The organism is Streptomyces sp. NPDC031426, assembly GCF_055581585.1.
This window is the reverse complement of record NZ_JBVIJE010000047.1, coordinates 22,230-35,017: the sequence shown is the minus strand read 5'-3', so window position 1 is coordinate 35,017 and position 12,788 is coordinate 22,230. Positions and strand designations below refer to the sequence as shown.

Below are 12,788 nucleotides of genomic sequence, written 5' to 3'. Positions count from 1 at the left end.
GAGGCGAGCGTGCCGCCCGGGGTGTCGGTGAAGCAGCTCGCGGCGGTCAGCAGCCACTGCGCGGCCACCAGGGTGGCCGAACAGCCGCGCTCGCCACCCACATCGAGGCGGGCGTTGGCGGCCGAGACCGCGGCAGAAGCGGTCGGGCCGGACACGGCGGTGGCGGGCGTGACACTCAGAGCGGCGGCCGCCAGCGAGGTGGCGGCGATCACGCCGCCGGTCCACGCGGCGCGCGGACTAAAGCCAGACATGAAAATATTCCTTGCTGTCATGCGAGAACGGGTTAGAGGGAGGGCAGGCAGAGGCCGGGGCCGGGTCAGCCGGTGACCCGCAACTCCAGCAGCACGGCCGGCGCACCACCGGCCGCGCCCTCGCCCACGCTCTGGTAGCCGTTCTTGTCCACGGTCACCGTCTTGGCCGGCGCCGAGGGATCCGCCTGCGGCCGCAGATCGGCACTGATCGGGTGGTCGGCGGTCTCCAGGGCGAACACCCGCGGGAGTTCGAGGGAGAGGTAGCCGCTCTTGGCGCTCGCCTTGAAGCAGTACGCGCCCTGCGGGTTGCCGCTCTGCCCCTGCACGGTGAGGACCTTGATCTGCTGGGCGGAGTCGTCGCACTTGGCGAGGGTGATGTGCCCGTCACCCTTGATCAGCTTGATGCCCTGGTCCCGCTGGATCTGATCCGCGTTCGGATACGCGTAGTCCTCCACCGCGGACGGCGGTGTGGCCCCGGCAGTTCCCCCTGTCGGCTGCGGGTCGGCGGACGCGAGCATCGGCGTGCCCACGATCGCCAGAAAGACAGCAACCCCCGCGACGGGGAGCATCCTGCGCATACGAGGAGTCACCCGAATTCCTTTCCAGGCACGGGTAACGGCATGACGAAGTAACATCTGCAGCCCCCCGCGCACACAGACGTAAAGCAAAAATAAGTGGTCGACGGAGACCCTAAAACAGCGTCAGGTCTGGAAACAACGTGACCATCCTCATAGAAAGTTCACGGAACCTGCATGTCAATTTCACGGTGAGGTGAGCACGTAGCGTCACAAACATTGGACAACACACACAAAACACCAACGGACCTCACACCGGCACCCTGCACGCCATTTAATATGGTTTCGTATTACACCAATTTAGTGAGTCTTTACCTAAAAATAGAGAAGGGAGCGGAAGGCGACACATTCCTACCGGTAGTTCGTTAAATCCGGAGGTAGAGGTCAATGCCGTGTCCTGTGGTGACCGCGTCGATCAGCGCCTGGAGTTCGCAGGGTGGGTCGGTGTCCGTCCAGGCTCGCCACCATCGGGTGAGGGCGATGGCGGGGGTGAGCCAGGAGCGGATGGCCCGTAAGGCCCTTGGCCAGCAGGGCGGTTGGGGCTGGATGGGTATGGCTGGGCCCCCTCTCTGGGCCCTCGTCGGGGCACGGGTCCGGCGCGGTGGCGTCCAGGGGTCCCGGTGGGGCGAACCATTGGTCCCAGCAGAAGGAGAAGGCACAGTTGACCAGGGTTCTGGTGGCGGCGGATAGCGCGGTCGGAGCGGACTTGGAAGTCGGCCCAGCCGAGTTCGTCCTTGATCTGTTTGTAGCTCTGCTCGATCCACGGCCGCAGTCCGTAGAGGCGGACGATCTCGGCGAGGTCGGCCGGCGGGTGCGGGCCGGTGGTGGCGTGGGGTGCGTCGGGGTGGGGCAGGTTGGTGGCCAGGTACCAGGTGGCCTTCTCCGGCAGGCTGGCCGGGTCGGTGGTGGCCACGACCAGCCGGCAGGGTGAGTCGGGTCCGTAGCCGCCCAGGCGGGCGTCAGCGGCCCACCAGGTCTCGGTGTGCCCGTCGCGGAAGTGACGCTCCACAGCTGCCCAGTCGCCGGGACGCTTGGCATCCTTCCAGGTCAGGGCGTGTGCGGCTTCGATGGGAGTGTGCGGCTCGTGGGCCGGGGCCCAGACACCGTTGCGCGGCTTGAGGGCTACTACGTAGGGCAGGCCGGCTTCGCGCAGCGCGAGGTACCAGTCGTCGCTGACGGAGTAGGCGCAGTCGGCGACCACCGCCCGGCAGCCGAAGCCCGCCCGCTTCCCGCGGACCGCGAGGGCAGCAGCCAGCTGCGGCTTGGTGCGGAAAGCCGGATCCGAGCGGCCGCGGGCGAAGTGGTGGGCAGGGGTGTAGGGAGTCGCGTGCAGCGGGTAGTACACGCGGCCGTCGGTCCACACCGTGGTCACCGTGACGATGCCGTTGTCCGTCTTGCCCAACCGACCCAGCCACTGCCGGCCCACGTGCGCGGTGGCCATGCCGTCCTTGCGGTCCCCGGAATCGTCGATCACGATGACCCCACCGTCGTGCGGAGCGGTCGCCGGCTGCTCTCGCAGCAGCTCAAGGCGCCGGTCGTTGACCTGCTCGACCTCCCAGGGCGACTCGGACAAGAAGAACTGCAGCCGCTGCACCCCCGGCATCCCCGCACCCGCCACCGGCTCCGCCCCCGCCAGACAGGTGAGCGTCTTGTTCCGCTCCCGCGGCGCCAGCAGCCCGGTCAGGTACTCGCGAAACCCCCGCCGCTGGGCGAGACTGAAGAAGAGGTCGTCGAACCGGGCCGCGTAGCCCTCCAACGGCCCCGGCGCAGGCGGACACGGACGGCGAGCGGTCATCTTCAGCCCCCAGCAAGGCAGTTGACTCCTCCCACCGGCCTACGACCAACCCGACCTGACGTCAACCCACACCACCGCCGGATTTAACGAACTACCGCTACTGAGCTTCAAAGCGGGGTGTCGGTATGGGCTGACGGTCCATGATCCCGGCGGTATGCCGACTGCATGAGGTAGGCGCAAGGGGGCGGGCTGACCGACGAACGGCGGGCCTTCCGCGAGAAGTTGAGGATGGAGGCAGCCGGGCGGTTCGCTCAGGGCGAGGAGAACGCGGTCATCGCACACGACCTGCGGGTCAGCGTCCGGTCGGTACAGCGCTGGCGCAGGGCCTGGGCCCAGGACGGGCCGAGAGCCCTGGCCTCGAAGGGGCCTGCATCATTGCCGCTGCTCAGTGACGAACTGTTCGCCGTGCTGGAGCAGGAGCTGGCCAAGGGACCGGTGGCGCACGGCTGGCCGGACCAGACCTGGACCCTGTCGCGGATCAAGACCGTCATCGGACGCCGGTTCAACAAGAGCTACACCGTGCAGGGCGTTGCCGCGCTGCTCAAGGCGGCACGGCTGGAGCTGCCAGATGCCGGCCCGCCGGGCGGTGGAGCGCGACGAGGCGGCGGTGGCCGGCTGGGATCCCCCGAAATCCGCTGGTCTGGGCAGCGTCAGCGGCGGAGGATGTCCGTCATGCGATATGCAGGATCGTCCACCTGGCAGGTCCGAAGTGGGACCTCGCAGGAGCTCGTGATCGGATTATTCGTGCGGGATGCGGCTGGTCTGCGTCCGCCCACTGCCATCGATGTGCCGCCGCTGGTGCCAGCGGTCGAAGCGCGGGCGAGCCTCACGCCTCTTGCGGTCCCGGAGGCGTCGGTGCAGTGGGCCCGGTGGTGGGAACGCGAATTGACGCGGCAGGAAGGGCCCCATCGTGGGTTCTTTGCGCCGGAGTCCAGGTTCGGGGACGGCGAGGACCTCGGACTGCTGGTGCGCGAGTGCTTCGATGATGCCGTGCGGTGGAGTTCTGCCCGGGGCCGCGAGGACGCGGAGCTCATGACGCGCGGTGATCGCCGTGGCCATGAAGGCAACCTCGTCCGGGCGGTGGAGACGGAGATAGGGCGCAAGGCCCGTCCCTTTGAACTGCAGGTGACGGAGCTGCCAGTCGTTGGCGCGGTCGGCTGGCGCGTCTCGGAGAAACATGTCGTGGTGAGCCGGGTTCTGCGGGAGGACGCCGCGGCGTATCGCCAGTGGCTGACCCCGGTGATCCGCGAGCTGGCCTGACAGCGGGAGCCCGTACCCGTGCCCGCCGCTCGGGCTCCAGATCGGTGGGGGCACGGAGACCGGACGGACCGTCATCCCGAGGCCGCCGCCATCGCGGCCAATGCCCCACGCCGACTGACCATCGTGCGACCGACGCCGCTACCGCCCGGCGTCCGCGCAGACCCGTGCGTCCGGCTCTCCACCATGCGAACTCCTTGCCGCGCTTCTCGGGCCATTGATCGTTGCGGAGCACTACAGCATCGCTTGGTGAGAATCCCTCTCATGTTGGCCGCCGTCGGAACCGGGCGTGGTGGCCGACGGTCTCTTCCCGGGAAGGGCGGGCACATCGCCCTTGAGCGCCCGAACGCGGGTGGCAAGCGTAGATCAAAAGCGCACGAAAGCAGGGAAATGAGGGCTGTGGAGACGTTGAGGCGGCGGCTGCCGGGCACCGCCGTATACGTGACGGCCCTGCTGGTCACCGCATCGTGGCTGAAGGGACAACGGGCAGCGGAACGGGCCCGCTTCATGCGCCACAACAGCAGCAACGTGCACCACCTGGATGTCGGCAAGTGGTGGACCCTGTTCACGAGCGGTCTGGTGGTCGACGGTGTACCGGCCCTGGTCGGTATCGCCGCGGTGGCCGGGGTTCTGGGATGCGCCGAGTGGCGCTGGGGGACGCTGCGCGCGTGCGGAGTCTTCGTCTTCGGTCACCTCACCGCGACCCTGCTCACCGAGGGCGCCCTGTGGCTGATGCACGTCGCCCATCTGCCAGGCGTGCCCACCCGGACCCGTGACGTGGGCATCAGTTACGGTCTGGTGACGACCGCCGCCTGCCTGCTCGCCCTCACCGCCGGCGGGCTCCGCCGCTATGGCCTGCCTCTGCTCGCCGCGGCGCTGACGGCCGCGCTGCTGTACGACCAGGAGCTCGCGGATGTCGGCCACCTGGCCTCCCTCGCGCTGGGCTCCCTCGCCGCCCGCACGGCGTGGCTGCGCGCCCCGTCCGGCCCCCCAGTACGCACGATGCCCGTCGCACCCGATCGCGTCGGCGCCGCATTGCCGAGCGGGAGTGCCGCGATGAGGAACAAGAGCGTCGGTGCGCGGGGTACGCCAGGAGCAGTCCCGATCGGCGGGCGTTGAGCGGTTCGCTGTCTCAGGCCGACAGCCATGGGAAGAACTGCAGCGAGAAGGTGCTGTTCGTCCCCGCCCACCACCAGCACCGCATCAGCGTGCTGGACTTCGAGGCGGGCTCCGGTTCGACCGACCGGAATCACCATCGGGCCGGGCTCAGGACGGTGTTGCGGGTGGCAAGGGCGGGAGCCTTTTCTCGTAGAGCCAGGTGTGCAGCAGCGGCTCGACCGCGATCGGTGAGTACCGCCCGGCATGAGCGAGGAAGGCGGCGGTGTCGGCGCTGCGGCCGCGGTGTGCCTGGTGCCGGCCGCGCAGCAGGGCGAAGAAGCGGTCGTCGCCCAGTGTCAGCCGCAGGGCGTGGAGCGTACAGGCGCCCCTGTCGTAGACGCGGTCGTCGAAGATGCGGTCCGGGCCGGGGTCCGCGATCCGCAGGCGCTGCGGGCTTTTCGCCAGCGTGTGCCACGCCGGGCGGGCGATGGTGTCGGCGGAGTCCCCGCCGGTGCGCTCCGACCAGAGCCATTCGCCGTAGGTGGCGAGGCCCTCGTTGAGCCAGATGTCACGCCAGTCCCGCAGGCTCACGCTGTTGCCGTACCACGGGTGGACGAGTTCGTGGGCGCCGAGCGTCTCCCACGTACGGCCGCCGTCGAGCACCCTCCGCCGGGAGCTGAATCACCGCAGACGGCGGCGAGGCGAGGATGGTCCGCGTCGGAGACCGGCCGACGGAGATCCACCTCGGGCCGATCGAACTCGGCCCCGACCACCGGGGAAACGGCGTCGGCGGCCTGCGTATCCGCAGGCTCTGCTCACTTTTGGGCTGAATTCCCCCACTTGGCATGGCTCTCCGCCACGCAGGCGATAGGACTAGCAGAGAGTACGGCACTGTTGATCGGTGATCGAACTGTAGGGCGAATTCGCCTGGGTACTGAGCCGGCGGCCGGTGCCGCCGCGACCGCCGGTGGATTCCAGGCCTTGCGGTCTTCTCGGAGGCCATGAGCGCGCCGTGCGCGTGCATGGTCCGCCCACCCCCGGCAACGCGGGCCGTTCGGCGTGCCGTTCGCAGCGAGAGGGGACAGTCAAGACGAGAACTGGGCCGCCGCTACGGGGGAAAGCGGCGGACCCAGCGAGCCACCACGATGGCACACCAGCAGCGGAGCTGCTGTTCGTGAAGCAGAGGATGCGGCACCTCAGTTGATGCCGAGCCTGCTGAGGGCTGTGGTCCAGTCGGTGACGATGGCGTTCTGCGCGGCGGCAAGGGAGACCTTCCCGGAGCAGACGGCCGTGTGCAGCTTCGTCTCCACGGGGTCCTTCTTGTTGTTGATGCCGCTTCCTGGCCTGTGACCCGGATCGGCCGGCTCGACCCACAGGTTGCGGGCGTCGTTCGGGTCACCCCCGAGCTGCAGGGATAGGAGGTGGTCGTACTCAGAATCCTTGAGGCTGCCCTGGTAGCCGTACGAGGCGGCGTTCGCCGCCTTCTCCTTCCGCGTGATCGCCTCCGGCGGCCTGATGTTCTTGGTGTAGCCGCCCTTCCGACAGATCGTCGTGGGCAAGTTCGCCTGCGTGACCGCCGGTGAGGTCGCACCCGGCGTGCACGCCGGGTCCTCCAGAGGCTCGCCCTTCTCGTACCGGTAGTGGCAGCTACCCGCAGGCGGCTGCTGTTGCACCGTGTACGTCGTCTGCGGCCCCGCACCCACCGGGATCTTCGTCGTACCTGCTGATACGGCACTGCCCGGCGACCCTGCCGACGACGCTCCGCCCTTCCCCGATGTATCCGCCCCGGAGTGCGAGGCGGATGAACAACCTGTCAGCACCATGAACGAGAGCAGCACCGGTGGCACCGCGCGGCGGATGAAACTCATAACTACCCCTTCACGGACGAGCGACAACTGCGCACATGCTCCCCCACCAAGACGCCCTCCTACCGCCCAGCATGGGCGCACGGGTGTGCGCCGGGCACACCCAGACGGCGCGGCGTGCCCATGCGCCCCACGCCTGTTCGTTTTGGCGTCGACGGTGACCGCCACCGCCCTGCGCTGCGCACGACGGTTGGCCTGCCGGTCCTTGAAGGGCAGCGCAGTTCAGAGGCCTGGGCCGTGAGCATCTTCGTCGCATCGGGTATCGCGCCTTGCGCCGCGGCAGTTGCGATCCCGGTGTCCGACGAGGCGACTACGGCACGGCCAAGGAGGTCAGTCTGGTTGGTCATCGGGGGTGTAGGTGAGGGGGTAGGTCGTGGTGTACTCGTCCACCGGTACGTTCATTTGCGCGGCGTACTCGGTCCGGGCCTGCCGGTCGGCGTCTGTGATCTCCGGGTGCACGCTGGGCGTCTGGGGAGCGCGCCAGAGCTGGACTAGATGGCGTTCGCCGTGGTCCCCGATGCCCGGTTCGGGGTCGTCGGCGTGGCAGTACAGGCGCATCCGTACCCACTGCTCGTCCTCGTCGGAGGGCGGCACCTCGAGCGGGGGTTCGTCTTCTGGCCAGGCATCCCAGAACTCGCTCCTGATGACGGCGAGGCACAGTTCGGGGTAGTCGGCGCGCAGGCTGATTTCTTCCGGCGGCTCCCAGTCGTTGCCGCTCTCGGGTGCCGGAGGGCCGTCGTGGACCTGGATGATCATATGTACGGGGCCGGTGTCGGTGGTGGGCATCACGATGGCGTTGCTGTCGGTGGCCGGGCCGCACCGCCAGCCGAACGGCATCTCCTTGGGCCAGTCGTAGTCGTCGTCGAATCCGATGAGGTAGCCGTTTTCTCCCACATCGACGGTGAACGTCGCTTCACGGACCAGCATGAGGCAAGCCTCCTTCAGCGGAGAAGGGTGCCCCCTTGCCCCGGCACAGAGGCGGGACAAGGGGGGCGGCGCTCAGACGATGACGTAGAACGGGTCGCCGTCCATGACGTGCATCTTGCCGCGCCAGGCGGTGATGCGGCCGCCCTGGCTCCGGTTCTCCTGGATGTGCACCCAGGTGATCTCCCGCTGGTTGGCGGGCAGGTGGGTGCCGCCTTCCTTGGTCGAGGCGAACGGGTACTCGTCGCACGAGGTGCGGCCGGCGCGCTGCATGTCCGGCGGGGCCTTGGTCGGGCAGACCGCCTTGCGGTTGTTGTCCTCCTGCGTGGGGTTGATCATCCAGTGCAGGGGCTGGCCGCCGTAGGGGTCACCGTAGTGGCCGCCGCTGGAACGCAGCCGGCGGATCCCGTCGTCGATGTAGGGGATGCCGACCATGCTGACCGCGGTGGGCACTTCCGGAATGGCGCACCCGGACCGGCTGGCCCGACTGCTGCCGTAGTAGTTGTCGCACCGATAGACGACCGAGTCGTAGGAGACGCTGCCAGGGGTGTAGCCGGGCTTGGTGAAGGTGTACGTGTAGTGGGTCTTCGCCTTGGCGTTGACATGGCCCTTGGGGATGGCCCCGGTCTTGTAGTCGACGCTGCCGCTCGCCGCGCCGCTGCTGAGGATGTGACCCTGCGGGAAATGCACCGCGGCCTTCGTCCCGCCACCGGACGCAGCACCGATGTCGACGGCCACGCCCGAGCCCGCGCGGGTGGTCCGCGCCTTGGAGACGGTGAACTGCTCCGACCAATTCGCGGAGTTCACCTTGAGGGTCATCTGGTGCTTGACGTCGAAATCAACGGTGCCTTCGATTTCGGGCTTACCGTCGATGACCTTAATGACGTCGACGTGGATGGTGACCCACTCACACTCACTGTACCGGTTGATCGTGATCTTGTTGATCGTGCAAGTGGCATTGGACGCCGGACCGGCAGCGAGTCCGGTCACCTGGGCCCGGGTCGGGCCGATGGTGACCCGCAGCTGTCCGGTACCGGACTGGTCGGCCAGGGCCGACGGAGCGGCTGCTCCCAGCATTCCCAGCGCCACCGCCCCCGTGGCAAGCAGAGCTCTGATTTTCAACCTGTACCCCCTGTGTTGAAGCAGCCGACAGGGATCCAGCGGTCAACACTGCGCTATCCCCGTCGCGTTGGCGGCATACAAGCACGCCAACCTCACAGAGTGCATGCCTTTTTGGCCGATTTCAGCCAAAGATGAGCCGTGAACGAAAGGGCAGAAAACGCTGTGACCAGCAGACAGCCGCGACCACCGAACAACCCCAGCCACAACCAGCCCGCCACGGTCGGCCTGGAAACGCTGGTCAGGTCGTCGGCCCCTGGCTTTCCTGCCCGAGCCCGCCAAGAATCCCCGAGAGATGCAACGCTGCCAAAGGCCGTACCCCGCCCCCGCACGAGCACACGACGGCATCGAGACGCCACGCTGTGCCTCTCACGACCGTGACGGCCCCCCTCTATCCCCCTTTCGAGTCTGGCGGGCAAGCGTGTGTGACCTCGTGGAGCGGCTGGCACGCACCTGTCCCGTTAGGGCCCGTGTGAGGTCGTGATCAATCTCGGGTTCTGGTCCCGTGCGGGGCCGCCCGCGTCAATGGGTGGCGCGGATCATGACGGTGAGGACCGGCGAGGCCGCTGATGGCTGGCTCTGACCGATGTCGCGGTAGCCCCACGACTCGTAGAGCCTGTGGACCTTCCCGTCGCCGGCCGCTGGGTTCACCATGAGCGTCACGTTCGGCTCATCTCGCGTGGCGAGGAAGGTGTCGTGCATTCGCCGGGCGGTGCCGGTCTTCCGCCACGCTGGCCGTACGCCGATCTCCTTCAAGGCCACAGCCGGGCGGCTGGTGTATTCCTCCGCCGGCTCCGGGGTGGTGCGCTGCCAGTACCGGTCACCATGCTCGATGCGGTTGCCGTAGACGTAGCCGACCGGCTGATCGTCCGCGTATGCGAGGACGGCCGTGAACCCCGGCTCGGCACCGTGCCGGTCCAGCCGCTCGCCGAACGCGTGGATTGCATAGTTCGGCAGATGGAGCAGCGGGGCACGAACCTCCGCGTACACGTCGATCACGTCACCACGGATGAGCTCCAGATCGGGGAACGTGCGGAGTTCGGTCACGGGCGCGGTGGTCATGCGGTGGCCTTCCAGGCGTCGCGGGTGTGCTCGGTCCAGGTCTGCACGGTGGAGCTGCGCGGCGCCCGCGCACGCAGCGCTGCACCGAATTCTTGCAGCATCCGGGAGACACGGGCGTGTTGGGTAGCGGCGTCGGCGGGAACCTTCATGGCGGTGGCCGTGGCGGCTTCGACGTCGCCTTGGGCGAGTTGAGCGTGTGCGAGGCGCGTGGTGGTGATGGCGTGGGACCGGCGCATGTGCGGCCGCAGGGTGGACAGGCAGCGGTGGGCGTGGGATTCCGCAGTCGGGTAGTTACCGAGGGAGAGGTAGGCAGAGAGCGCGAGTGAATGCAGCTCAGCCTGGTCGTAGAAGGCGAGCAGCCACATTGGCCGGTAGGCGTGAGGGTCAGCGCGATCAAGGGCTTCCTCGGCCTGGGCGAACGCGCGGCGGGCGCTGGCGCGGTCCTGGGCTGCGCCATAGATGGCTCCCTGACGGGCCAAGCCGAGGGAGGCGAACATCGGATCCCGGCGCGTGATGTGCAGGTTGCGCGCGACGTCGTTCGCGGCAGAGGCTTCGGCGGGCCGGCCGATGTGCCGGAACATGGTTCCCGTATGGCTCCAGATGCGGAACTTGATCTCTTGGTCACCGCTCATCTCGGCGAGGGCCTGGGCCTCGCGCATGTGCGCCTTGGCGTCGGAGTATCGGCGGCCGTCGATCGCCGCCCACATCGCGGAGGAACGGAACGAGGCGGCGCACGCGTAGAGGTTGTTGCGTACGCGCTGGGTGGCACTGCCGGCGTTCTGGAGGTTCAGTGCCTCGTCGGCGAGCGCGGCGGCCCGCTGCTCGATGCCGAGCTGGCCGCCGTAGCGGTGGTCACTGGCGATGATCTCGGCGAAGCGTCGCTGTAGGCGCTCGACGTCGCTCATGCCGATACGGCGGGGTCCTACGGTGCCGGGGGCGGCGGCTGCTGCGGCGGCGGCAGCGATGCCGCCGACGAGGTTACGACGCTTCATATCGGGGTCCTCCTGCGGTGGGGCTGGGGTGGACGGAGTCCGGCCCCGTGGGACGAACCCTAAAGCGGCTGCGGGCAGGCCGCTGACGTCCTCAAGTGCTGCGCGCTGGGCGGATTTGGGCCACCGGACCTTGCCCGCCTTCCAGCCCCGGATGGAAGAGCCGTCCAGTCCGCCGGGCCGCCCGGTAAGGCGCTCATGGGCCTGATTCACCGCTTCAGCCAGGCTATTGGAACTGTAGCCGTGCTCTTCCATCCACGCCTCAAGAGCCTCATTGCGCGTGGCTTCCATGCCCGCACCGTAGCGGTTACGCCGCACGCCCGTCAGGCAAAGCGACAGTCAAATCACCCTAGGGTCTTCTGTCGGATCAGCGTCCGATCGCCCTAACCAGCCTGCCACGCACCGGAGTTACCTGGTTACCGGCCAGCTGCTGCCCGCGCGACTGGCCGCTGACGGCCCTGCCCGTTCCTTCGCCCCCGTAAGGGATGGGCAGGGCGCCGAACCGACCGCGAGCGCGAGGCAAACGACATGACGACTGCCCACCTCCCGGCCTCGGGGCGCACCCGTCGAAGCGCCTTAGACGCCGCTGAATCCCCCCTGCTGGCCACGCGCTCCCCCCAGAGGACGTGATGACGACGACAGCCGTATGGGCGCCACACGCCGGTCTCCACCGTGACGGGGACCTCATGGACGAATGCATTCGGGTCGCTCCGCGCCGCGGTGATGCGCCACCCCGCCGAGAGGACACGTGGCGCATCGGCACCATGCGTCGGATCGCTGCCGCGAAAATCCGGTTCGGCGGATGCGAGGCGTTGCTGGACGACGCGATGCTGATCGTCTCCGAGCTGCTGACGAACGCCCTCCTCCACAGCGGCACCCAGGAGATCCGGCTCCGCCTCATCCTCCAGGGCGGCTTTCTCCGCATCACGGTCGACGACGGAATGCCGGCCACCATCGAGCCCCACGACCCAGATGACGACGCCGAAGCGGGCAGGGGGCTCGCCCTCGTCGCAGCACTGGTGAAGGAGAACGGGGGGACCTGGGGCAGCAACGACCAGGGAACCGGCGTGTGGTGCGACCTCCGCAGAAAGGGCGAGAGCCAGTGACCACGACCATGCTCCCCAGCCGCACCAGCGGGGCCGTGCCCAGGTGGAACCACTCGGCGGAACCCGCACAGCCCCCCACCGAGGCAGCCTTACGGGCAGCGCTGACGGCGCTCTGTGCCTGGAAGCCCTACGACGGGGACGCCTTGCTTGACGACGCCGGCGATGTGCTCGACATCGTGGCACCGTCCGAGGAGCGGGTGGAAGAACTGGGCCAGCGACTGCGCGGCGACCTGATGCAGCTCGTAGAGATCGCCACCACATTCGAGGTCGAGAAGCAGGGCCCACGGGCCGTACAACACATCGCCAGCGCCCGCCAGTCGATCCAGGCCCAGATGCCGGGCGACTACCAAAAGGCTGTGAGCCACCTGCGGCGAATGGGCTGGGCGGTCCAGGAGTTACTCGAGCTGCTGGTCGAGATTGGGTGCGTGAAGGCGCCGGACTCCCTGAGCGAGGTGCCGTGACCGAGGCTGCCATCCGTGGGGAAAAGGGCCGCGGCTTGTGGCACGTCGCCCGCCTGGGAACTCAGGTCACATGGTTCCTGCCGCACGAACGCGGCAGCAAGACCGTACGCGCCGTACTCGGCCCGGACCGGTGGCCGGTGAACCGCACGCCTACCGCATGAGTTCTGCTCGGCGGCCCGGAGGCCCTCCCGGCCCTGGCCATCGGGCAGACCAAAGACTCCCGGCGCGGGGATGGACAACACCGAACCGTCCCCCACGGCTCGAACACCGCCCCGCGCCGGGGACC

12 protein-coding genes and 2 pseudogenes are annotated in these 12,788 nt (G+C 68.3%); 5 read left to right on the top strand and 9 right to left on the bottom strand.

Annotated elements, in window-relative coordinates; genetic code table 11:
* The 3 genes and pseudogenes from ACZ5NH_RS42985 to ACZ5NH_RS42975 form a co-directional block, all read right to left on the bottom strand.
* The coding region (locus ACZ5NH_RS42985; RefSeq protein ID WP_468783608.1) for a trypsin-like serine protease at nt 1-251 on the bottom strand (251 nt) is incomplete at its 3' end.
* Between the two features lie 65 nt (nt 252-316).
* Entirely contained in the window at nt 317-841 is a 525-nt protein-coding gene (locus ACZ5NH_RS42980) for a hypothetical protein (protein WP_468783606.1), read from the bottom strand.
* A 369-nt stretch (nt 842-1,210) separates the two neighbouring features.
* Nucleotides 1,211-2,621, bottom strand: a pseudogene (locus ACZ5NH_RS42975) (IS701 family transposase).
* Nucleotides 2,622-2,810: 189 nt separating this feature from the next.
* Here ACZ5NH_RS42975 and ACZ5NH_RS42970 point away from each other — a divergent pair.
* From ACZ5NH_RS42970 to ACZ5NH_RS42960, 3 genes and pseudogenes are all read left to right on the top strand, one after another.
* Nucleotides 2,811-3,240 (top strand): annotated as a pseudogene (locus ACZ5NH_RS42970) (winged helix-turn-helix domain-containing protein); the annotation flags it as partial.
* Between the two features lie 110 nt (nt 3,241-3,350).
* Nucleotides 3,351-3,881 carry a hypothetical protein gene (locus tag ACZ5NH_RS42965; protein ID WP_468783604.1) on the top strand — a complete coding sequence of 177 codons (531 nt, stop codon included), beginning with the start codon at nt 3,351-3,353 and terminating at the stop codon, nt 3,879-3,881.
* Nucleotides 3,882-4,277: 396 nt separating this feature from the next.
* Nucleotides 4,278-4,997 carry a rhomboid-like protein gene (locus tag ACZ5NH_RS42960; protein ID WP_468783602.1) on the top strand — a complete coding sequence of 240 codons (720 nt, stop codon included), beginning with the start codon at nt 4,278-4,280 and terminating at the stop codon, nt 4,995-4,997.
* A gap of 147 nt (nt 4,998-5,144) precedes the next feature.
* Here the strand turns inward: ACZ5NH_RS42960 and ACZ5NH_RS42955 are convergent, their stop codons facing one another.
* From ACZ5NH_RS42955 to ACZ5NH_RS42930, 6 genes are all read right to left on the bottom strand, one after another.
* Nucleotides 5,145-5,639, bottom strand: a complete 495-nt coding sequence (locus ACZ5NH_RS42955; protein ID WP_468783600.1) for a M1 family aminopeptidase — start codon at nt 5,637-5,639, stop codon at nt 5,145-5,147.
* A 533-nt stretch (nt 5,640-6,172) separates the two neighbouring features.
* Nucleotides 6,173-6,844 (bottom strand): hypothetical protein, encoded by a 672-nt coding sequence (locus ACZ5NH_RS42950; protein ID WP_468783598.1) that lies wholly within the window; start codon nt 6,842-6,844, stop codon nt 6,173-6,175.
* A 327-nt stretch (nt 6,845-7,171) separates the two neighbouring features.
* Nucleotides 7,172-7,768, bottom strand: a complete 597-nt coding sequence (locus tag ACZ5NH_RS42945) for a hypothetical protein (protein ID WP_468783596.1) — start codon at nt 7,766-7,768, stop codon at nt 7,172-7,174.
* Between the two features lie 72 nt (nt 7,769-7,840).
* On the bottom strand, nt 7,841-8,887 hold the full coding sequence (locus ACZ5NH_RS42940; RefSeq protein WP_468783594.1) for a NucA/NucB deoxyribonuclease domain-containing protein: 1,047 nt from the start codon (nt 8,885-8,887) through the stop codon (nt 7,841-7,843).
* Between the two features lie 519 nt (nt 8,888-9,406).
* Nucleotides 9,407-9,946, bottom strand: coding sequence for a GNAT family N-acetyltransferase (locus tag ACZ5NH_RS42935; protein ID WP_468783592.1), 540 nt, complete (start codon nt 9,944-9,946; stop codon nt 9,407-9,409).
* Nucleotides 9,943-11,226, bottom strand: a complete 1,284-nt coding sequence (locus ACZ5NH_RS42930) for an XRE family transcriptional regulator (RefSeq protein ID WP_468783590.1) — start codon at nt 11,224-11,226, stop codon at nt 9,943-9,945. Before ACZ5NH_RS42930 ends, ACZ5NH_RS42935 begins: the two co-directional genes overlap by 4 nt.
* Before the next feature lie 473 nt (nt 11,227-11,699).
* On the opposite strand from ACZ5NH_RS42930, the gene ACZ5NH_RS42925 reads away from it, so the two are divergent.
* A complete protein-coding gene (locus ACZ5NH_RS42925) occupies nt 11,700-12,041 on the top strand; it encodes an ATP-binding protein (RefSeq protein ID WP_468783588.1) in 342 nt (113 codons plus the stop codon).
* Between the two features lie 143 nt (nt 12,042-12,184).
* Nucleotides 12,185-12,502 (top strand): DUF6415 family natural product biosynthesis protein, encoded by a 318-nt coding sequence (locus ACZ5NH_RS42920; RefSeq protein WP_468783586.1) that lies wholly within the window; start codon nt 12,185-12,187, stop codon nt 12,500-12,502.
* The last annotated feature ends 286 nt before the right edge of the window (nt 12,503-12,788 follow it).